The following is a 19,127-nucleotide window of genomic DNA, read 5'->3' as shown; positions in this document are numbered from 1 at the left end:
GTTCCGTTCCCCAAAGTATCGCCAGAGGTAAGTAGAGGTGATCGAGATGGAAGAGGTCTTCCAGAACGAGACGGTTAAGGAGATACTCACGAAGTACAGGCGCATCTGGGCCATAGGCCACGCTCAGAGCGTCCTCGGGTGGGACATGGAGGTCAACATGCCGAAGGAGGGAATACTGGAGCGCTCCGTCGCCCGGGGTGAGCTCTCGGTTCTCTCCCAGGAGTTCCTTCTCAAGCCCGAGTTCGTCGAGTTAGTTGAGAAGGCGAAGGATCTGGAGCTCAACGAGTACGAGAGGGGCGTCGTCAGGGTCCTCGACAGGGAGATAAGGATAAGCAAGTCCTTCCCTCCGGAGTTTCTGCGCGAGATGAGCGAGGTGACGAGCCAGGCGACGAAGGCCTGGGAGGAAGCCAAGAAGAGCGACGACTTCTCCAAGTTCGAGCCGTGGCTCGACAGGATAATCGACCTGGCGAAGAGGGCCGCGGACTACCTCGGCTACGAGGACGAGCCGTACGACGCCCTCCTTGACATGTTCGAGGAAGGTACGACCACCAAAGACGTCGAGAGGATGTTCGAGGGGCTGGAGAAGGAGCTAAAACCCCTCCTCGACAGGATCCTCGAAGAGGGCAAGGTCCCACAGAGCCACCCGCTCGAGAAGGAGCGCTACGAGAAAGATCAGATGGAGAGGGTCAACCTCTGGATCCTCGAGAAGTTCGGCTTTCCGCTCGGGGTTCGCTCCCGTCTGGACGTCTCGGCCCACCCGTTCACCACGGAGTTCGGGATAAGGGACGTCAGGATAACCACGAGGTACGAGGGCTACGACTTCAGGAGGACCATACTCAGCACGGTTCACGAGTTCGGTCACGCACTCTACGAACTCCAGCAGGACGAGAGGTTTGCCTTCTCCCCTATAGCGGGTGGAGTCAGCCTCGGCATCCACGAGAGCCAGAGCCGTTTCTGGGAGAACATAGTCGGCCGCTCCAGGGAGTTCGCGGAGCTCATCCACCCGGTCCTAAGGGAGAACCTGCCCTTCATGGCGAACTACACCCCCGAGGACGTTTACTCCTACTTCAACGTAGTCCGGCCCGACTTCATCAGGACTGAATCGGACGTCGTAACCTACAACTTCCACATCCTACTCCGCTTCAGGCTCGAGAGGATGATGCTCAACGAAGGCGTCAAGGCGAAGGATCTGCCGGAGCTCTGGAACGACGAGATGGAGCGCCTCCTGGGCATAAGGCCGAAGAGCTACGTCGACGGCATCCTCCAGGACATCCACTGGGCCCACGGAACGATCGGTTACTTCCCGACCTACAGCATCGGAACGCTCCTTTCGGCGCAGTTCTACTACCACATGAAGAAGGACCTCAACGTGGAGGAGCACATCGCCAGCGCCGACTTCGAGCCGATAAAGGCCTGGCTCCGCGAGAGGATCCACAGGTACGGCTCGATCTACCCGCCGAAGGAGCTCCTGAAGAAAGCCATCGGCGAGGAGCTGAACCCGGACTACTTCGTCAGGTGGGTGAAGGAGAGGTACCTCTGACCTCCCCGGGTCTCTTTTCCTTTTGACTTTACTCCGGCGGTTCCCCTATCCACCCCACGGGCTCGACCTCTATTGCCGCGACGCCGTACTTTCTCTCCTTCTCCTCAGAGTAGAAGCGACGATAGACCTTAACGCCATCGTCGATGCTCCCAACGCCCGGGAGGACGTTCTCGAGGCCCTCCTTCTCCAGCATCTCCTTGAAAGAGGAGTAAACCCTGACGTCCTTGACCGCGCACATCAGCCTTCCCTCGAAGATTATCGTGTCCCCCGGCATTATCTTCTGCCTCTTCTCGTCGTACAGCCTTCCCTCAACTTTTTTCTTCCCCTCGGCTATCGCCCTCAGGTACTCCTCCTGAAGACCCATCCTCCATGTGGCCATGGTCTCACCTCACAGGAGCGTTCGGATTATCGTTGGACTTACCCTTATCAGCCTTGCGAGGAGCCTCGGCCTCCTTAGAATAGCCTTGGCGGTCTTCAGGTGGTCGTCGAAGTCCGCCTGACTCTCTATAATCTCCCTCGCCTCCTGGCTCCCGAGGATCTCGAAGACCCTCTCGATATCGTCCTGGCCCAACCCGAGGAAGACCCTCCTGAAGCGGAGCCCAAAGCTTACCTGTTTCTTGACGAAGGCGCATTCCCTCTCGTAGTCCCCGAGTCTTCCATCGAGGAGGGCCCTCCTCAGGGCCTGGGCGCAGAGCATCCCGTAGACTATCCCCCCCGCGGTGGTCGGCTTTATCTGAAGCGCCGCGTCCCCCACGAGGGCGACGTTGCCCTTGGCCCAGGGCTTCCTCGTCCCGAAGCCGACGCTCCCGGCCTTGAACTCGACTACCGAAGTCGGCCTCAGCATCCTCATCCTCAGGAACCTGTTGAGGGCCTCGATGCTCCCGAAGGTTCCAACCCTCGCTATCCTCTCGTTCACCGGCGCCACCCAGAGGAAGAAGTCCGGGTTCACCTCCCTGTTCACCCAGACCTCGACGAAGTCCCTCCTAAAGCTCCCGACCACCTCGACCTCGTAGCCGCTCAAAAACTCCGCCCTCGTTTGAGCCCCCATCGCTTTGGCCACGGTGCTGTTCACACCGTCGGCCCCAACGTAGAAGTCCGCCTCGACCTCGATCCTCTCACCGAGCCTCTGAAGGACGGCCCTTCCGTTCCTGAAACCCAGAAAGGTCGTGGCCATGTAGTAGTCCACTCCCCTCTCCACCGCCCTCTCGGCCAGCCATCTCTCAAGTGCCTTTCTATCCACAAGATAGGCCTGCGGCGATTTCCTCTCCACCTCGAAGCTCTGTATCCTCGAGTAGAAGACCGCCCCCCGGAGTTCGTTTAGAACGGCCTCATCCGGAAGGCCCAGCCTCCCGTAGTTCTCCGCCCCTATTATCCCCGTGCATGCTTTGCCCCCGAAGGAGCCCTTTTTCTCAACCACCGCAACCCTGAAGTCCCTCGCGAGCAGGTTGGCGAGGTAGTTCCCGACCGGCCCGCCGCCGATGATAAGAACATCGTACCGCATTCTCACCCACCGGGGGGAGTGCGTTTTAAAACCTAAAAACCTAACCTTTTCGGTGGTACCATGAAGGTTCTCGTTACAGGCTTCGAACCCTTCGGCGGTGAGAGCATAAACCCCTCCTGGGAAGCGGTTAGGAGGCTCCCCGACGAGATGGACGGCGCGGCGGTGGTAAAGCGCCGGCTCCCGGTTACCTTCAACGGCGTTCGGGAGATTCTCCCGAGGTTAATCGTCGAGGAAAGGCCGGACGTTGTGGTCCTCACGGGACAGGCCGGCGGGAGGCCCAACGTAACCGTTGAGCGGGTCGCGATAAACGTCATGGATAGCGAAAAGCCGGATAACGACGGCTTCGCCCCCGGAGACGAGCCTGTCTTCGAGGGCGCACCCGCGGCGTACTTCGCGACGCTCCCTGTAAAGGCCATCGTTAAAGCCCTGAGGGACGCGAAGATCCCGGCTGGAATCTCGAACACCGCCGGAACCTACGTCTGCAACGCCGCGATGTTCACGGCCCTTCACACGATAGCCGTCGCTGGAATGGAGGCCAGAGCGGGCTTCATCCACGTCCCCTTCAGTCACGAGCAGGCCCTTGATAAACCGAGGCCCTCGATGGCGCTTGAGACGATAAAGAAGGCCGTTGAGGTCGCCGTAAGAACCTCTCTGCGGGCCCGATAATCTTTTTAAACCGCCCCCCGAACCTTTTCCTGAGAGGGTGGGGCCTATTCTGATCCTGGGAGTTGACGTAATAAGCGAGAACCCCAAGAGGTTTGCCGTCGTGAGCTGGTTCAACGGGCGGCTCGAGAGAAAGGGTGAGTTCACCCTCTACCGCCTCATCCGCTTCGTCCAGTCCAAAAGGCCCGATATAGTCGCCATAGACAGCGTCACGGAGCTCGGCGATGATCTGAGGAAGTTCCTCCGGGCGCTGCCGGGGGGGACGAAGCTCGTTCAGGTGACGGGCAGACCTGGCGAACAGAGAAGCCTTCAGAGCCTCGCGAGGGAGCACGGAATAAGGGTGGTGGACCGCTTTGATCCCTACGAGGAGGCAAAGCTCTCGGCCCTCCTTGCGAGCAAAGGCGTCGGTTACGAGGTCTTAGCCTTCGAGGACGAGGTTGTAATTAAGGTCACGCGGGGGAGGAGTCCTGGGAAGGGTGGATGGAGCCAGGACCGTTACAGAAAGCGCGTCCACAACCTCGTCCGGGACAAGGTCAGGGAGATAGGGGAGAGGCTCAGGAGGGCGGAGATACCCTTCGACCTCGAGGTCGAGGAGAAGGACTACGGCCTGGCCCGGGGGGAGTTCAAGGTCTACGCTAAAAGGGAGGAGCTCGCGGGCCTTATAAAGCCGATGCGCGGAGGCGACGTTGAGGTCAGGATCCAGCCGGTCGAGAGGGCCGAGCTCGGTTTCGCCCCCCTGAAGGGCGAGGAGGCCGTACGCGGGAGGAAGAGTATCATAGTCGGCATCGACCCCGGGATAACCGTCGGGATAGCCGCCATAGACCTGAACGGTCGCGTCGTCGCCCTCCACAGCGAGAGGAACATGCTCGTCGGCGAGGTCTTCAGGTTCGTGAGCAACGTTGGCCATCCGGTCATCGTGGCCACCGACGTGAACCCCGCCCCAGGGTTCGTCGAGAAGATAGCCCGCTCCTTTAAAGCTAACCTCTTCGTTCCCCGGGAGAGCCTCAGGGTCGAGGAGAAGAACGAGCTCCTCAGGAACCTCGGGATTAATGTTGACGACGACCACCAGCGCGACGCCCTGGCGGCGGCTTACAAGGCCTACCTCCGGCTGAAGCCGAAACTCGAGCACATTGACGCCAGACTCCGCGAGGCCGGTTTAACCGGGAAGGCCGACGAAGTCAAGGCCCTCGTTATTCAGGGCTACAACCTCGGTGAGGCCATGCAGAGGGTCACGCTGCGCGAAAGGCCAGGGGAAGAAGGGGAAGAACCCGAGGAGAGGGTAAACGTCGATTTGCGGCCCTACATGAGGAGGATCCGCGAGCTGGAGAAGCGGATCGAGTTCCTCGAGAGGGAGAACGCCGAGCTGAGGGAGATAATAAAGGAGCAGAGGAAGACCATCGGCAGACTCGAGCGGAGGATAGCCGATTACGACGAGGAGGTTCGGAGGAAGGTCCTCCGCGAGAGGGAACTCGAGGCGAAGGTGAAGCGAATAGAGGTTCTCGAAAGGGAGCTGAGGGATGCGAAGGATGTCATCGCGAGACTTAGCAGGGACCTCGTCCAGGTGAAGAGGATGAACGTGGTGGAGGCGAGGGGCTCGGCCGTTCCGCTGAAGGTTCTCCGTGTTTTGAGCTGGAGGGAACTCGAGAGGATCGAGAGGGAGATAGGCCTCAGGAAGGGCGACGTCCTCTTCATTGTGAACCCCGCCGGCGCCGGGAAGGCCATAGCGGAGGAGCTGGTCGAGAGGGGGATACGGGCGTTGATAACCGAGAAACCCCTCCCGGAACCCGTTCGGGAGGTTCTCAGGGAGGCCCACGTGCCGTTCTTCACGAGCGAGGAGCTCGACGTCAAGCGGGTGGACGAGTTCGCGGTGGTCGAGCGGGAGAGACTGGAGGAAGCCATCGAAGAGCTCCTCTCCAGATGGGAAGAGGAGGATAAAGAGAGGGAAGCCGAGAGGATCCTCCGCCTGGTCGAGGAGTACAGGATCGAGCGCGTCAAGGAACTCAGGAGAAGGGCCGAGGAGGAGCGCAGGTAGATCATGCTCTGTGGAAGTTGGTACCTACCCTTCACATCTCCTTAGGAATGAGCGACAGCGCCTCTTTCATTGCCTTCAGGTACCTCACTGTTTCCTTTGCTCCCACATCAGTTATCCTCACCGCCGTCCGGGGCCTGTCGGCGAAGACCTTGTAGATCTCCACGTAACCCGCTCTCTCGAGGGCCCTGAGGTGGGAGTCGAGGTTGCCGGGTGTCACCTCCAGCACCTCGAGGAGGTCCCTGAAGAGAATCTTTTCCCTTGGGAGTAGATAGAGCATTATACCCAGCCTTATCGAGTTTCCGAGGACGTGATTCCTGGCCAGCTCCCTGAGGGCCTCCATGATATCACCGCTCTATCGCTCTGAAGGCCGAGTGTATGTAGGTGAGTACGGTGAGTGAGAACGCCAGTCCCACCAGAAATCCGGCCCAGGCCATCGCTCCGTTTTCCATGCTTCCTGCGAGAGGTATCCCCATGGCCGGGATCAGGAACGCCGGAATCATCTCGTACTCGATTCCACCGTACTTTGCAAGGACCAGCCACATCCCCAAGACTGAGAGGGATATGAAGCCCAGGAACCCAACGGCCAGGCTCGCCTCCGCGTTAACCCCAAGGTTCATTTCCGGTATGACCACCCATCCGAGGGTTGCCCCGGCGATCCAGGACAGGGCTATCAGAATGCCTCCACTTTTCGATGTCTCCATTTTGTTTCCCGCGACCCTGCCGAGCCGCTGGAACCGTCTCCATACCCTCTCGGTAAACCATAGGGCAACCATGAAGGCAACCGGCCAGTAAACGAGGTTGAACTGTCGTGGGAGGTCGGCCATCTCGATGATGACGTAGTAGAGCATCATCACGGAGAGCCAAATCCCAAAGTTCACGGCTCCGTACAGCTTCCCGGCCGCTATAAGCTTGCCCTCCACCCTCTCAAGAACTTCCCTTAGCTCCTCAACTTCTTTTACTTCTCCCATGTTTTCCACCACTCTATGTTGGATTTTCTGGTATTTATACCCTCAAGTTTCTCTGAAATACAGAGGTACGGGCGGGTAATAAGGTTTAAATACTTCATGAGAATACAAAGTCTAATGAAGATCCTTCGTTACGCGAGGGTGGTGTACGATGGAAATCCTGAGTACCGGGATACCGGTCCTCGATGAGGCCCTTGGAGGTGGGTTACTCGAGGACAGCAACCTCCTCATAGTCCACGATGTGTACTCCAAGGGCTGGACTCTGGCATTCGAGATCCTTAAAAACCGGATAGAGCTTGGGGATTTTGGCGTGATAATTGACTCCGTCCTCCCGATATCCTCGCTTGCCATGGAGCTGGAGGCGGTCAACTTTGACCTGATGGCCGAGGGAGAGGCGGGGAACGTCGCGGTAATCGACATCTTCTCCTCGTTCTACGGGATTAAGTACCCTCTGGACTTTGTTTACACGGACAGGACGCTGGATACCGGCACCTTCCTTCCGAAGTACGGGAAACTCTACCGTAAACTCCTCTTCAAGTACATGAAGGACAGGCGGCCCATAGGGGTAGACCTGACTATAGACGGGCTGGCCTTCCTCTTTGGAACCGGGAACTTCATCTCGACGTTCCAGAAGCTCATGGCCGAGAAGGAGAAGGCGCGGATAACCGAGAAGAGGAAGAGGCCCATAAACATCTTCCTCCTAAACAAGGGGCGGGCATCGGAGGAACTCGTGGCCTGGATGTCCCTCTACAGCCAGTACGTGATAGACTTCAGCTCGCCCAACGCCCCCCTCGAGGAGACCATGGTCGTCAGAAAGTCGCCCCTCCCGGAGTTCAACCCCATGAAGAGCCACTACCGCTTCAGGCTCGTCAAGGGGAAGGTGGAGCTGAGCCCCCTCTCCCCGTGAGTTCTTTTTATGCGTTCGTACCCTTTTTTTCGACGACCATCCCGGTCAGGTTCGCCGACGAGTGGGCGAGAAAGGCCAGGAGGATACCCCCGAGGGCGTAGAGATAGCCCGTCAGCAGGCCGAGGAGGAAGGCGGCCGTTACCGCGGACGTTTTTTCACCCTTCCCCTCGAAGGCCATCCAGTGCGGCAGGGCGAAGAGCAGGGCTGAGAATGTTATTGCGCCCTACAGGTGGCCGTAACTCAGAAGGTAGCCCTCTGTCAGGGCCCTGTTCAGGGTTTCCTCGCTCAGCGGGGCGAGGATGAGCAGGAGAATGAGTCCTTCGGCCCCCGGGGAGGAAAGCTGGCGTTGGAGGAGAAGAACCCCGCGATACACGATTCGCCAGGAGGTTCAGGGAAATGAGTGGGCGAAACCGCCCAAAACCGCCAGGATCGCGACCTCCACGTTCAAGCGGATCTCCATAAGTGCGGGGTTTATCAGCGCGATCATGATGAGGGAGAGCAGACACATCGTCGTCTGCATCACCCATGCCCCGGTCCCCGGTTTTGACCTCCCGTTAGGGACGTCGCATAGGCCGAGGCCGAGAACACGAGGAGCCACATCAGGAACGCGTATAGGAACTGGATCGTTGCTATTCCCGCTTTTTTCACAACTCAACCGCCCGCCCTCGCCATCCTGAGCCTCTCCATGAAGCGCTCTATTTCCCCGGCTTCCCCTTCGATCTGGACAATGTTCAGGGGTATGCCGTTCCTCTCTACCTTTCCGAGGAGGGTTAGGGTAACCACCGCACCGCTCCCCTCCCTTATCCCCTCGAGTTCATCGAGGGGAATCGGCGTTAAGATCTCCCGTTTCATTGTTCATAATGTTGAACAATCCCTTTATAAATACTCGTTCAGTTTACTTATCCAACCTGCTCACTCAACCCTGAAGGTCAGGCCCATCTCCCTCGCCTTTTTCTCGACTTGGAGGCGGAACTGGCAGGCCTTGCAGATCTCACCGGTCGTGGGCTGGCCGCATATCTTACAGCGGTTCAGCTCACCCGTCTTCTTCGTGTACGTCCTCGCTATCAGCGGGAAGAGCTTGTCGTAGCTCCTGAGGAGTTGATATTTCGTGCCGGGATGCTCCTCCTCCATCTCGTTTATCCAGTCCCTTATCTCGGCCCTGAAGGCCTCCACCGCGTAGGGGCACTCGCTTAGATCCACCTCGATGCCGTTGAGAACCGCGTAGAGTACTATCTCCTTCTCAGGGGTCTCGCGGAGCGGTTTTATCCTCGGAACGAGCTCTGGATGAACTTCCTCGTAGTACGGCCCGGTCCTTCCGAGGCGCGCTACGTCCCCCCTGAGGAGGTTCATGAGGAACATCTGAACCTCGTCGTCGAGGTTGTGGCCGACGGCCAGCTTGTCCGCCTCAACGTCCCTGGCCGCGTAGTTGAGGAGCCAGCGCCTCCACACACCACAGTAGGAGCAGGCCCCAACCCTCTCGCCCCTCTCGAAGCTCCCCATTACCTCAACGGTCTCGTCGAGGGTGAACCCGATGTATTCCTTGAACGAGTAGATCCTGTGCTCCACCCCCAGCTTTTTCGCGTTCCTCCTCGCCACCTCGATGCTCGGCGGCCTGTAACCGGCTATGCCCTCGTCTATCGTTATCGCCACGAGCTCGAAGGGGAACCTCTCGAGGAGCTTCGCGAGTAGGTGCATGAGAACCACGCTGTCCTTCCCGCCGGAGACGCCGACGGCTATCCTCTCGCCCTTCTCAATGAGCCGGTACCTCTTAACGGTCTCCTTGAACCTCTTCTCCACGAGCTCGTTGAAATGTTTTTTACAGTAATACCTCCCACTATAACGTGCGTGGTAAACGGCCTCGCGGTTGCACTTCGAGCACTTCATCCCCTCACCAACCTGGCCGAAGAAGAGGAGGTTAAAAAGCTTAGCTAATGGACGAGGTTCATCAGCGCAGGCCAGAGGTTCACCGCCAGGAGGAGCAGGCCGACGCCTATCGTGAAGTAACTCACCGGTCTGGCGATCTTCTCCGGCAGGTAGGCCTTAACGACGTCGTCGAGCATCCTGCCCCCGTCAAGCGGAACCAGCGGGAAGAGGTTCATCAGGCCTATTCCAAGGTTGAGCACGTAGATCCAGTAGAGAGTGAAGAACAGCGGTAGCACGATGTTCTCGTGGCCCATCTTTGAGACCACGTGCTGGGCAGGGTATATACCGATGTAACCCTTCTCAGGGTTATCAGGATGGGCGCCGAGCTTCAGGTTTAGGTTTATCTCCTCCCCGTTCCGGAGTACGGTGAGCGTGATAACCTGGCCGGGCTTCGTGGCGTTCATGAAGTTTATGAAGCTCGCCATGTCGGTTATCGTCTGCCCGTTTATGGCCGTTATGACGTCCCCCTCCTGGAGAACGCCGGCCGCGGGACCGTCCTCGAGGACTCCGGAGACGAGAACTCCGGAGGGCTGGAGAGCGGGGGTTATGGCCAAGTTTATGAGAAGGAGTGTCAGGAGGGCGGTCACAACGTTTGCCATAGACCCGGCGCCGTAAACGCGGAGTCTCGCGCGGAGGGGTGCTTTTCCAAGCTCTTCCTCGTCCGGTTCCACGAAAGCCCCGGGGATGACCGCCAGAAGAACCAGGCCGACCGATTTTAGAGGCAGTCTCTGGGCCTTCGCCACCACACCGTGGCTGAGCTCGTGGACTACCATGACCACCACCAGCCCTATCAGGCCGTACCAGAGGGGTATCGTGATGCCCGGGATGACGAGCTGAACTCCAGCGGCCTTGCCGCCTGTCTGAACCGTTTTCGTGGCGGTTTTGAAGAGGGCGTAGAAGACGTACGCCATGCCGAGGAAGCCGAGGGCCACCCCCACATCACCGTAAACCTTCCAGAAGCGCGGGGCCTTTCTCGCCATCGAATCTATGAATCCGAGGAGCCTCTTCGTCCTCCACATCGCGACGAACATGTCAACGGAGAGGCCCTCCTCCTTTTCGCCTTCCCTTCCGAAGAGGGCGTAGAGTACCAGCCAGAAGGCGGTGATGCCGATGATTACCGTGACGAGGGTGCCGTTCATTTGGGCCACCGATAGACTCTCTTTGTGCGGGTTTAAAAATGTACCCTTTACCCCAATCTCGACTAAAAATGGCAGAAAAATAAGACGGCACTATCCTGCGTTCCCTACTTTCAAATATCTGAACCCGTACTTCCGGGCCTTCTCCGGATCGAGAACGTTCCTGCCGTCCACTATCACCTTCGTCCTCATCTCTCCCGCAAGTCTTTCAAGATTCAACTCCTTAAACTCCCTGTGGTCAGCCGTTATCACTATAGCGTCAATACCTCTGAAATCCTCTTTCCACCCGGCGCCAAAACGCTCCGCGTCCTCCCGAGTGCACAGCGGGTCGTAGGCGTAAACGTTGGCACCCCACTCCTTGAGCTCCTCGATGATCGGCTTCGCCGCCGCCTTCATGAACTCCCTAACTCCTCCCCTGAAGGTTAAGCCGAGCACAAGGACGTTGCTACCCTTAAGCGGCCTCCCGGCATCGTTCAGCCCCTTGACGGTAAGTTCAACGACGTGATGGGGCATCGAATCGTTTATTTCCCTTGCGGTCTTTATCAGGCGCGGATTGGTCTTTTTAGCGAGGTTGATAACGAACCACGGGTAGACCGGAATGCAGTGCCCTCCTACTCCGGCTCCTGGCATGTGCAGGTGACAGTAGGGCTGTGTGTTTGCCGCCTGGAAGACTTCGAGGGCGTCCAGCCCGTGCTCCTCGCACCACAGGGCTAACTCGTTGGCCAGCGCGATGTTCACGTCCCTGTAAACGCCTTCAAAGACTTTCACAGCCTCCGCCGCCTTGATGGAACTCATAGGGATGACGCCCTTCCCGTTGATGGTCTCGTAGATTCCAATGACGGCTTCCAGCGTCTTCTCGTCGCTCGCCCCCACTATCTTTGGGTACTGTCCCGTGATGTCCCTGATGGCCGTCCCGGTCATCGTTCTCTCCGGTGCGTGGGCCAGCCCGAATTCTCCAACCTTAAGGCCAGATTTTTCAAAGATTGGGATGAGGCTCTCGGTGGTTCCGGGTGGCATCGTCGCCTCTGTTATGATGATGTCCCCCCTTTCAAGCCCCTTCGAGATCTTCTCCGCCACGTCGTAGACGGGACCGAGCTTCAGGTTGCCCCGCTCGTCCGTCAGCGTCGGGACGAGGATGACCATCACGTCCGCCTCTTTCGCCGCTCGAATACCGTCCGTGGTGGCCCTTAACCTTCCCACCTCAACGTTCCTCCTCACGAGTTCGTCGAGGCCGGGCTCCTCCTTGATGTGGTTCTCGCCGCGATTTATATTCTCGACAACGCGCTCGTTGATGTCCACTCCTATGACCTTAGCCCCGTGGTCGGCGAAGACCGCGGCCAGCGGCAGTCCCATCTTGCCCATGCCGTAAACGGCTATCGTAACCCTCCCGGTTTTGAGGGCGTTCTTAACCTCCTCCCGGTTCAATCCGATGAGCTTCATCCTTCCACCTCCAGAACCTTGCCGGTTCTCGCGCTCTCCTGGGCGAGGAGAGCGACCTTAAGGGCGTGCATTCCGGCCTTCCCGTCAACTATCGGCCGCTTCCCTTTCTCAACGCACTCCACGAAGTGTTCCAGCTCGTTCCTCAGCGGTTCCCTCTTCTGGATCTTGGCCTCCTTTATCCACTCGCTGTTGTACAGCTTGAGACTCTGCTCGATGTAGTCCAGGTAGGCTATTCCTCCGGTTCCGACAACGGTGAGCGTTCTCGTCTTGTGAGGCGTCAGCCAGTTGGTCTCCACTATGCCGCTTCCGTCGTCGAAGCCGAGGGTTATGAGTGCGTGATCCTCAACCCCAGCTGGATGAACCACGTTCTTGGCCCTCGCGTAGACCGTCTTAACGGGCTCTCCGAAGAGGTAGCTGATGACGTCTATGTCATGAACCCCGAGGTCGATTATTATGCCCACGTCCCTTATCCTCGCCGCCATGGGGCCAACGCGCTTGGCGCTCACCGTTACCAGCCTGCCGAGCTCTCCCCTCGATACGAGTTCCTTGAGCTTTAGAACGGCCGGATTAAAGCGCTCTATGTGGCCGACCATGAGCGTTACCCCTTCCCTCTCGGCCGCCTCGATTATCGCCCGGGCGTTCTCGATCGTGTCGGCTATGGGTTTCTCCACGAGGACGCTCGTTCCGGCTTCGATGAACTCTAGGGCAACTTCCCTGTGCAGGGAAGTCGGGACCGCTATGTCCACCGCATCCAGCCCTTCCTTCGCGAGCTCCCGATAATCTGAGTATGCTTTCGTGCCGAATTTCCTGGCCAGTTCCTTGGCCCTTTCAAGGTTGGCGTCCGCGATACCGACGAGCTCGACCCTGCCTTCCCTGGCCAGCTCCGAGTAAACCCTCACGTGGTGCTGCCCCATCATTCCAACGCCGACGACCCCGACCCTGAGCATTTTAACGCACCCGACCGCCAACTTTTGAACACTTTAAAATGGAAGGATTAAGAGGCGAGCTCCTTCAGCGTCTGGATTATGTACCCGATGTCCTCCTCGCTCACAGCTGGATGGACGGGCAGGCTTAGAACCTTCTTACTCGCCTCAATAGCGTTCGGACAGCAGTCCTTCTCGTAACCGAGCTTCTGGAAGAGCGGTTGGTGGTGGACGGGCATCGGGTAGTGAACGGCCGTGCCGATTCCCCTCTCCCTCAACTTCGCCATCAGCTCGTCCCTGCCCAGCGGAAAGTCGTCCTCGACCCTAACGACGTACTGGTGGAAGACGTGGTAAACCCTCGGGTCAACGTAGGGTGGGATCAAACCCCCGATCTTCCCAATGCCCTCCGTCAGCTTTTTGGCGTTCTCGTTCCTCTTCCTGTTCCATCCGTCGAGCTTCCTCAGCTGAACCCTGCCGAGAGCCCCGGCCATGTTGGTCGTCCTCAGGTTGTAGCCGAGCTCCACGTGGAGGTACTTCTCGGCCTGCCCGTGGCTCCTGATGAGCCTGGCCCTCCTCGCGAGCTCGTCGTCATCTGTGACCACCATGCCCCCCTCTCCGGTCGTCATGTTCTTCGTCGGGTAGAAGCTGAACGCCGCTACGTCGCCGAAGGTTCCGACTTTTTGGCCCTCGAACTCGGCCCCGTGGGCCTGGGCGCAGTCCTCGACGAGGTAGAGGTTATGGTCATCGGCTATCTCCCTGAAGGCCTTTATGTTGGCTGGCTGGCCGTAAAGGTGGACTACGAGGATGGCCCTGGTCTTTGGAGTTATCCTCTCGAGGACCTCGTTCGGGTCGAGGTTGTACGTTTTGGGGTCTATGTCGGCGAAGACGGGCCTCGCGCCCTGGAAGAGGATGGAGGAGGCGGAGGCTATGAAGGTGAAGGGGGTGGTTATCACCTCGTCGCCCGGTTTTATTTCGAGGGCCTTCAGCGCGACGTCCAGGGCGGCGGTTCCGTTCGTCACGGCTACCCCGTGTTTCGCCCCCAAATAATCGGCGAATTCCCTCTCAAAGGCCTCGACTTCCTTTCCGTGGGCGAGCATTCCACTCTTCAGGACTTCAACGACCGCGTTTATCTCCTCTTCTCCAATCAGTGGCTTGGCTATCGGGATGCTCCTCATTCTCATCGCCTCACAGGTCTTTTTCCCTCAGGTACCTTTCATAATCTTCCTTTCTTATTTTAACTTCCCTACCGCAGTGGGAGCATTTGAAGATGATATACTCCTTGTCTTCCCCAATTTTCTCCGTTAGCTTATGCCCGCAGTAGCAGACGAAGCCCTTCAGACGGGCTGGGTTGCCGTAGACGAGGCCGAAGGGCGGGACGTCTTTTGTGACTACGGCTCCAGCCCCCACCATCGCGTACTCACCGATTGTAACCCCGCAGACTATTGTCGCGTGGGCTCCAATAGAAGCGCCCTTTTTGACGAGGGTCGGGACGACTTCCCAGTCCTCGTTGAAGGCCCTTGGATAGAGGTCGTTCGTGAAGGTCATATGGGGGCCGAGGAAGACGTCGTCCTCGACCTTGACGCCGTGGTAAACGCTTACCCCGTTCTGGATCTTCACGTTGTTTCCGATTTTAACGTTGACATCGATGTAAACGTCCTTTCCGATGTTGCAGTTCTTGCCTATCCTGGCACCCTTTCTGACGTGGGCGAAGTGCCATATTCTGGTTCCCTCTCCTATCTCGGCGCCTTCCTCAACAACGGCTAATGGATGGACGAAAAACTTTTGAGCCATCTTTGAACACCAACAATGTTAAAAGCCATCTCCAATATAAACTTTACCAAAGGTGGAATCATGCTTCCCTTTGTGAGTGTTATAATCCCAGCCTATAATGAGGAGAAATACATCCGGAAGTGTCTCGAAGAGTGGGTTAATCAGGACTATCCAAAAGACAGATATGAGATTTTTGTCTATGATGGCATGAGTACTGATAAGACCGCGGAAATAATAAGGGAATTTGAAAAAAGCCACCCAGGCCTGATCAATTATAAAGTCAACCCAAAGCGCAGACAGGTATACGCTTTCAACATGGGGCTCAGAGATGCTAAGGGAGAGTTCTTCATAATATTTGGGGCCCATGCGTATCCGGAGCGGGATTTTCTGAGAAAAAGCGTCGAAACGTTTCTTAAAGTCAGGAAGAGAGAACCAAAGCTGGCTGGCGTTGGGGGGAAGATAATAAAGCTCTACGAGAGTAGACTGGCCAGATTCGTTACCCTCGTTTACTCATCTCCCCTGAGCGGTGCGAGCACGTTCTGGTTCGAGGAAAGGCCTCACTTCGCGAGGACCGTTGCTTTCGCCCTTTATGATAGAAAAATCGCAATGGAAGTGGGGGGTTTCGATGAGGATATGATTATTGGAGATGATTTTGAGTTCAATCTGAGAATAAACAAGAGGGGATACAGACTGTTCTTTAACCCCGAGATTAGAAGCTACTACTTCGCCCGCTCCAGCTGGAGGGGATTTATAAAGCAGAGCTTTAATTACGGGGCGGTTAAAAGTGTTGCACTAAGAAAGGGTTATTTTTCCTGGACTTGGCTCTTCCCGCTGGCGTTCCTTGGCTTTGAGGTGAGTTTGTCATTATTCTCTTTCTTTAGATGGCTATTTGCTCTTTACTGGGTCGCCTTGGCAGGTGAGGGAGTGCGACTATGGCGAAAAACGGGGAACACGGACGCGCTTGGGCTGGCTCCCGTCATGTTCCTTTTCCATAACGTTATAAGCCTTGGATTCGTTGTTGGACTGTTACTTGGAAAGAGAGCATTCAGGTGATAAAATGAAAATTGTAATGACCGTCAGCAATCCGTTCAAGCCTGATCCCAGGGTCTACAAGGAAGCTAAGAGTCTGGCTAAAGCGGGACATGAGGTTATTGTAATAGCCTGGGATAGGGAAAGAAGATATCCAAAAGAAGAAAAAATTGAGGGATTCTCTGTTCTCCGCCTTGGACCGAAAGCTGGATATGGTCCGCTAATGGTCTTGAAGCTTCCTCTTTTCTATCTTAAGGTATTCAGGGTTATTTTGAGGTTAAAGCCTGATGCCATTCATACCCACGACTTTGATACGGCCGTTCTGGGGTTCGTTTTCAAAAAGCTCAAGGGAATAAAGTGGGTCTACGATGTGCATGATCTCTACGAGAGCTTCGTTGGGAGTAGGATAATTTCTTCATTGATAATACGCTTTGATTCCCTTATGTTGCGCGAGTCTGATATTGTTATAACCGTTAATCCTGAGATGACCAGGATACTTCTTGGTCGTGCACGCCTGAAGGCAAACGTTGTAGTTATGAACACGATAAATCCTTTTAAACATTTGCAGAGAAAGGCTAAGAGATTCACGCTTTTCTATGGAGGAGTTCTGTCTAAAGGCCGTTTTATAGAGGAGATCATTGAGATTTCACGATCCTTAGGATTTGAGGTGAGGATAGCTGGTATGGGTGTTCTTAAGGAAAAGATAAAATCTTCTCCTGCCATTTTTTTGGGGTATATCCCCCATGAACAGGCTATTATGGAACTTTCCAACGCCCATTTAACATTTATTCTTTATAATCCAAGCATTCTTAACAACAGGATTGCATCTCCCAACAAGCTGTTTGAGGCCATGTGGGTGGGAACTCCGGTTCTTGTGGTTAAGGGGACACTGCCGGAAAAACTGGCCAAAAAGTTTGTAATTCCTGTTGAATACTCGAAGGATGCCGTTGAAAAGACTCTCAGAGAGATCTCTGGTAACCCCAAGATAATACGAAAAAAAGCCCACGTTGGTAAGAGGATCTTTTTAAGGAACTACACGTGGGGTATAATGGAAACCAAATTAATCAAAATTTACTCGGGGGATACTTAAATGAAGGTTGTTACTGTTGTTGGTGCTCGGCCGCAGTTCATTAAGATGGCTCCGATTTCTCGAGAACTTGAAAAGGCTGGCATCCAAGAGGTTATCGTGCACACGGGCCAGCATTATGATTATGAAATGAACAAAATCTTTTTCGAGCAGTTGAATATTAGAGAACCAGATTATAATCTGGGGGTCGGTTCCGGGAGTCACGGTTATCAAACGGGTGAAATGTTAAAGCGGATTGAGGAGGTTCTGCTCAAGGAAAAACCCGACTTGGTTCTGGTTTACGGGGACACCAATTCAACCCTCGCTGGAGCGTTGGCGGCTGTAAAGCTTCACATTAAGGTTGCCCACGTTGAGGCTGGTTTGAGGAGTTTCGATAAGCGAATGCCGGAGGAGGTTAATCGGGTTTTGACGGATCACATTAGTGATCACCTCTTTGCCCCAACTGAAACTGCAGTTGAGAATCTGAAGAATGAAGGAATTAGAGAGGGAGTGCATCTAACCGGAGACGTCATGTTGGATGCGTTGCTCTATAATATTAAGATCGCTGAGAGGGAATCAAAAATACTGGATGAGTTGGGGTTAAAGCCTGGGGAGTATTACCTTGCGACTGGTTCATCGGGCTGAGAACACGGACAATAGAAAAAACTTGGAGAGCATAACATCGTGCTTGAGAAGAACGCGAGAAAGATTTTGACAGATTCTGGAGGCGTGCAGAAGGAGGCTTACTTTTTAAAAGTCCCGTGCATTACTTTAAGGGAAAAAACGGAATGGGTTGAGACTGTTGAGGATGGGTGGAACGTTCTTGTTGGGGCTGATAAGGAGAAGATATTAAGAGCTATTAGGGAGTTTGAGCCTGACGGGAAAACGTACACTTATAAATTTGGAGACGGAAAAGCAAGCAAAAAGATTGTAGAGATATTGGGTGGGGGATAATGGAATTTAAAGATAAAAACTTACTGATAATCACAAACTCGTATCCAAACAAAGATAATTCCCACTATGGGGGAATATTCGTCAAGGAACAGGTTAGGTACCTAAAGGACTATTTTAACGAGGTTTATGTCATATCCCCCCAACCCTGGGGGGTTCATCGAGATCTTCAGAATTATGTGCACGATGGGGTAAGGGTGTTCTTTCCAAGATTTTTCCATCTGCCAGTGAAACACTTTAGGAAGAGGCTGGGCGATAACTCCTTTAAGGCTGTTTTGAAAGTTATCAATCGTGAGGGACTTGAGTTTGATTTAATCCATGCTCATTTTACTTGGCCGAGCGGGTACGCTGGTGCAAAATTAAAAGAGCGATTTGGGGTGCCTTTAGTTATTACCGCCCATGGCTATGATGTTTATGATGTTCCTTTTAGGGGTAAAAGTTGGTTTGATAAAATCAAGTTTGCATTGGACTCCGCGGATCATATAATCACTGTCAGTAAAAGTAACTTCCAGGTATTAACGGAAAAGCTTGATGTCCCCATAGGCAAATTGAGTGTGATCTCAAATGGGTTCGATTCTAAGTTGTTTAGACCTATGGATAAATTTGAGGCCAGATTAAAGCTCGGGATACCTCAAGATAAAAAGGTGTTGCTAAACGTTGCAAACTTAGTCCCTGTTAAAGGTCAAAAATATCTCATAGAATCAATGAAGAAAATAGCAAGGGTTGAAGATAACGTGGTACTCTATATCATCGGTAATGGTCCGTTAAGGAAAGAGTTAGAAACTCAGATTAGGAGACTTAACCTCGAGGGGACAGTTAGGATTGTGGGTGCTCGACCCCATTCTGAGATACCACTCTGGATGAACGCCGCCAACCTCTTCGTCCTGCCGAGCTTGAGCGAGGGTAATCCCACGGTGATGTTCGAGGCTTTGGGGGTTGGCTTGCCGTTCGTTGGAACAGCCGTTGGTGGAGTGCCGGAGATAATAACCTCCGAGGATTACGGCCTGCTCTGTCCTCCGAAGGATCCAGAATGCTTAGCAGAGAAAATTTTAATAGCCCTTGAAAAGGATTGGGATAGGGAGAAGATAAGGAAGTATGCAGAGAGATTTACATGGGATAGTATTGTGAAAAAAGTTTTAGGTGTTTACAGTGAAGTACTCGACCAAAGATAATGACTGGCATCTAATAAAAGCAGCAGGGATCATTTATTTTTTAGTGTTCATCTTGTCTCTTCTTATATACTGGGATCGTCCAGTGCCTTATATCCGCCCAATATGGTAT

At 55.0% G+C, this 19,127-nt stretch carries 21 protein-coding genes and 1 pseudogene; 8 read left to right on the top strand and 14 right to left on the bottom strand.

Annotation, left to right across the window (positions count from 1 at the left end; translation table 11 throughout):
* Nucleotides 1–46: 46 nt before the first annotated feature.
* The gene (locus A3L02_RS07235) at nucleotides 47–1,540 is read left to right on the top strand and encodes a carboxypeptidase M32 (RefSeq protein ID WP_088863286.1); all 1,494 of its coding nucleotides are present in this window, start codon (nucleotides 47–49) and stop codon (nucleotides 1,538–1,540) included.
* Between the two features lie 28 nt (nucleotides 1,541–1,568).
* On the opposite strand, the gene A3L02_RS07230 is transcribed toward A3L02_RS07235, so the two are convergent.
* Nucleotides 1,569–1,919 carry an ASCH domain-containing protein gene (locus tag A3L02_RS07230; RefSeq protein ID WP_088863285.1) on the bottom strand — a complete coding sequence of 117 codons (351 nt, stop codon included), beginning with the start codon at nucleotides 1,917–1,919 and terminating at the stop codon, nucleotides 1,569–1,571.
* Between the two features lie 9 nt (nucleotides 1,920–1,928).
* A complete protein-coding gene (locus tag A3L02_RS07225; RefSeq protein WP_088863284.1) occupies nucleotides 1,929–3,041 on the bottom strand; it encodes a geranylgeranyl reductase family protein in 1,113 nt (370 codons plus the stop codon).
* A 60-nt stretch (nucleotides 3,042–3,101) separates the two neighbouring features.
* Here A3L02_RS07225 and pcp point away from each other — a divergent pair, with 60 nt between their 5' ends.
* Both pcp and A3L02_RS07215 read left to right on the top strand, forming a co-directional pair.
* Nucleotides 3,102–3,707, top strand: coding sequence for a pyroglutamyl-peptidase I (gene pcp / locus A3L02_RS07220; RefSeq protein WP_088863283.1), 606 nt, complete (start codon nucleotides 3,102–3,104; stop codon nucleotides 3,705–3,707).
* A gap of 46 nt (nucleotides 3,708–3,753) precedes the next feature.
* Nucleotides 3,754–5,736 carry a DUF460 domain-containing protein gene (locus A3L02_RS07215; protein WP_394335154.1) on the top strand — a complete coding sequence of 661 codons (1,983 nt, stop codon included), beginning with the start codon at nucleotides 3,754–3,756 and terminating at the stop codon, nucleotides 5,734–5,736.
* Nucleotides 5,737–5,767: 31 nt separating this feature from the next.
* Here the strand turns inward: A3L02_RS07215 and A3L02_RS07210 are convergent, their stop codons facing one another.
* Together A3L02_RS07210 and A3L02_RS07205 are read right to left on the bottom strand one after the other, a co-directional pair.
* Nucleotides 5,768–6,076 (bottom strand): transcriptional regulator, encoded by a 309-nt coding sequence (locus A3L02_RS07210; RefSeq protein WP_088863281.1) that lies wholly within the window; start codon nucleotides 6,074–6,076, stop codon nucleotides 5,768–5,770.
* A 4-nt stretch (nucleotides 6,077–6,080) separates the two neighbouring features.
* Entirely contained in the window at nucleotides 6,081–6,704 is a 624-nt protein-coding gene (locus A3L02_RS07205) for a hypothetical protein (RefSeq protein ID WP_088863280.1), read from the bottom strand.
* 148 nt (nucleotides 6,705–6,852) lie between these two features.
* Here A3L02_RS07205 and A3L02_RS07200 point away from each other — a divergent pair, with 148 nt between their 5' ends.
* Entirely contained in the window at nucleotides 6,853–7,608 is a 756-nt protein-coding gene (locus A3L02_RS07200) for a hypothetical protein (protein ID WP_088863279.1), read from the top strand.
* Nucleotides 7,609–7,615: 7 nt separating this feature from the next.
* Here the strand turns inward: A3L02_RS07200 and A3L02_RS07195 are convergent, their stop codons facing one another.
* The 10 genes from A3L02_RS07195 to A3L02_RS07160 all read right to left on the bottom strand — a co-directional run bounded on the left by A3L02_RS07195 (nucleotide 7,616) and on the right by A3L02_RS07160 (nucleotide 14,821).
* Complete coding sequence (locus tag A3L02_RS07195) at nucleotides 7,616–7,786, bottom strand: CPBP family glutamic-type intramembrane protease (RefSeq protein ID WP_088863278.1); 171 nt, start codon at nucleotides 7,784–7,786, stop codon at nucleotides 7,616–7,618.
* Between the two features lie 45 nt (nucleotides 7,787–7,831).
* Nucleotides 7,832–7,981, bottom strand: coding sequence for a hypothetical protein (locus A3L02_RS10235; protein WP_157895749.1), 150 nt, complete (start codon nucleotides 7,979–7,981; stop codon nucleotides 7,832–7,834).
* A gap of 15 nt (nucleotides 7,982–7,996) precedes the next feature.
* Nucleotides 7,997–8,128: a hypothetical protein gene (locus A3L02_RS10465; RefSeq protein WP_257789351.1), complete on the bottom strand. Its 132-nt coding sequence runs from the start codon at nucleotides 8,126–8,128 to the stop codon at nucleotides 7,997–7,999.
* Between the two features lie 131 nt (nucleotides 8,129–8,259).
* Nucleotides 8,260–8,460 (bottom strand): TIGR04140 family protein, encoded by a 201-nt coding sequence (locus A3L02_RS07190; protein WP_088863277.1) that lies wholly within the window; start codon nucleotides 8,458–8,460, stop codon nucleotides 8,260–8,262.
* A gap of 60 nt (nucleotides 8,461–8,520) precedes the next feature.
* A complete protein-coding gene (locus tag A3L02_RS07185; RefSeq protein ID WP_088863276.1) occupies nucleotides 8,521–9,492 on the bottom strand; it encodes a TIGR00269 family protein in 972 nt (323 codons plus the stop codon).
* 44 nt (nucleotides 9,493–9,536) lie between these two features.
* On the bottom strand, nucleotides 9,537–10,670 hold the full coding sequence (locus A3L02_RS07180) for a site-2 protease family protein (RefSeq protein ID WP_088863275.1): 1,134 nt from the start codon (nucleotides 10,668–10,670) through the stop codon (nucleotides 9,537–9,539).
* 90 nt (nucleotides 10,671–10,760) lie between these two features.
* The gene (locus A3L02_RS07175; RefSeq protein WP_088863274.1) at nucleotides 10,761–12,107 is read right to left on the bottom strand and encodes a nucleotide sugar dehydrogenase; all 1,347 of its coding nucleotides are present in this window, start codon (nucleotides 12,105–12,107) and stop codon (nucleotides 10,761–10,763) included.
* Nucleotides 12,104–13,075 carry a UDP-N-acetylglucosamine 3-dehydrogenase gene (locus A3L02_RS07170; RefSeq protein WP_257789350.1) on the bottom strand — a complete coding sequence of 324 codons (972 nt, stop codon included), beginning with the start codon at nucleotides 13,073–13,075 and terminating at the stop codon, nucleotides 12,104–12,106. The genes A3L02_RS07175 and A3L02_RS07170 overlap by 4 nt, the downstream gene beginning before the upstream one ends.
* Before the next feature lie 26 nt (nucleotides 13,076–13,101).
* Nucleotides 13,102–14,205 carry a DegT/DnrJ/EryC1/StrS family aminotransferase gene (locus tag A3L02_RS07165; RefSeq protein WP_088863272.1) on the bottom strand — a complete coding sequence of 368 codons (1,104 nt, stop codon included), beginning with the start codon at nucleotides 14,203–14,205 and terminating at the stop codon, nucleotides 13,102–13,104.
* Between the two features lie 10 nt (nucleotides 14,206–14,215).
* A complete protein-coding gene (locus A3L02_RS07160) occupies nucleotides 14,216–14,821 on the bottom strand; it encodes an acyltransferase (RefSeq protein WP_088863271.1) in 606 nt (201 codons plus the stop codon).
* Nucleotides 14,822–14,881: 60 nt separating this feature from the next.
* Here A3L02_RS07160 and A3L02_RS07155 point away from each other — a divergent pair, with 60 nt between their 5' ends.
* The 4 genes and pseudogenes from A3L02_RS07155 (at nucleotide 14,882) to A3L02_RS07140 (ending at nucleotide 19,018) form a co-directional block, all read left to right on the top strand.
* Nucleotides 14,882–15,853 carry a glycosyltransferase gene (locus A3L02_RS07155; protein WP_157895748.1) on the top strand — a complete coding sequence of 324 codons (972 nt, stop codon included), beginning with the start codon at nucleotides 14,882–14,884 and terminating at the stop codon, nucleotides 15,851–15,853.
* A gap of 4 nt (nucleotides 15,854–15,857) precedes the next feature.
* Nucleotides 15,858–16,919 carry a glycosyltransferase gene (locus A3L02_RS07150; RefSeq protein ID WP_088863269.1) on the top strand — a complete coding sequence of 354 codons (1,062 nt, stop codon included), beginning with the start codon at nucleotides 15,858–15,860 and terminating at the stop codon, nucleotides 16,917–16,919.
* Nucleotides 16,920–17,849 (top strand): annotated as a pseudogene (gene wecB, locus A3L02_RS07145) (non-hydrolyzing UDP-N-acetylglucosamine 2-epimerase).
* Nucleotides 17,849–19,018 carry a glycosyltransferase family 4 protein gene (locus tag A3L02_RS07140; RefSeq protein ID WP_088863268.1) on the top strand — a complete coding sequence of 390 codons (1,170 nt, stop codon included), beginning with the start codon at nucleotides 17,849–17,851 and terminating at the stop codon, nucleotides 19,016–19,018. The pseudogene wecB and the gene A3L02_RS07140 overlap by 1 nt, the downstream one beginning before the upstream one ends.
* Nucleotides 19,019–19,127: the final 109 nt, after the last annotated feature.

The organism is Thermococcus celer Vu 13 = JCM 8558 (assembly GCF_002214365.1).
GTDB classification, from domain to species: domain Archaea; phylum Methanobacteriota_B; class Thermococci; order Thermococcales; family Thermococcaceae; genus Thermococcus; species Thermococcus celer.
This window is presented reverse-complemented; position numbering and strand designations above follow the sequence as displayed.

Excerpts from the sequence above, each read along its gene's own strand:
- A3L02_RS07235 (WP_088863286.1), top strand. The coding sequence starts at position 47 with ATGGAAGAGGTCTTCCAGAACGAGACGGTTAAGGAGATACTCACGAAG.
- A3L02_RS07230 (WP_088863285.1), bottom strand. The coding sequence starts at position 1,919 with ATGGCCACATGGAGGATGGGTCTTCAGGAGGAGTACCTGAGGGCGATA.
- A3L02_RS07225 (WP_088863284.1), bottom strand. The coding sequence starts at position 3,041 with ATGCGGTACGATGTTCTTATCATCGGCGGCGGGCCGGTCGGGAACTAC.
- pcp (WP_088863283.1), top strand. The coding sequence starts at position 3,102 with ATGAAGGTTCTCGTTACAGGCTTCGAACCCTTCGGCGGTGAGAGCATA.
- A3L02_RS07210 (WP_088863281.1), bottom strand. The coding sequence starts at position 6,076 with ATGGAGGCCCTCAGGGAGCTGGCCAGGAATCACGTCCTCGGAAACTCG.
- A3L02_RS07205 (WP_088863280.1), bottom strand. The coding sequence starts at position 6,704 with ATGGGAGAAGTAAAAGAAGTTGAGGAGCTAAGGGAAGTTCTTGAGAGG.
- A3L02_RS07200 (WP_088863279.1), top strand. The coding sequence starts at position 6,853 with ATGGAAATCCTGAGTACCGGGATACCGGTCCTCGATGAGGCCCTTGGA.
- A3L02_RS07195 (WP_088863278.1), bottom strand. The coding sequence starts at position 7,786 with ATGGCCTTCGAGGGGAAGGGTGAAAAAACGTCCGCGGTAACGGCCGCC.
- A3L02_RS10465 (WP_257789351.1), bottom strand. The coding sequence starts at position 8,128 with ATGCAGACGACGATGTGTCTGCTCTCCCTCATCATGATCGCGCTGATA.
- A3L02_RS07190 (WP_088863277.1), bottom strand. The coding sequence starts at position 8,460 with ATGAAACGGGAGATCTTAACGCCGATTCCCCTCGATGAACTCGAGGGG.
- A3L02_RS07185 (WP_088863276.1), bottom strand. The coding sequence starts at position 9,492 with ATGAAGTGCTCGAAGTGCAACCGCGAGGCCGTTTACCACGCACGTTAT.
- A3L02_RS07180 (WP_088863275.1), bottom strand. The coding sequence starts at position 10,670 with ATGAACGGCACCCTCGTCACGGTAATCATCGGCATCACCGCCTTCTGG.
- A3L02_RS07175 (WP_088863274.1), bottom strand. The coding sequence starts at position 12,107 with ATGAAGCTCATCGGATTGAACCGGGAGGAGGTTAAGAACGCCCTCAAA.
- A3L02_RS07165 (WP_088863272.1), bottom strand. The coding sequence starts at position 14,205 with ATGAGGAGCATCCCGATAGCCAAGCCACTGATTGGAGAAGAGGAGATA.
- A3L02_RS07160 (WP_088863271.1), bottom strand. The coding sequence starts at position 14,821 with ATGGCTCAAAAGTTTTTCGTCCATCCATTAGCCGTTGTTGAGGAAGGC.
- A3L02_RS07155 (WP_157895748.1), top strand. The coding sequence starts at position 14,882 with ATGCTTCCCTTTGTGAGTGTTATAATCCCAGCCTATAATGAGGAGAAA.
- A3L02_RS07150 (WP_088863269.1), top strand. The coding sequence starts at position 15,858 with ATGAAAATTGTAATGACCGTCAGCAATCCGTTCAAGCCTGATCCCAGG.
- A3L02_RS07140 (WP_088863268.1), top strand. The coding sequence starts at position 17,849 with ATGGAATTTAAAGATAAAAACTTACTGATAATCACAAACTCGTATCCA.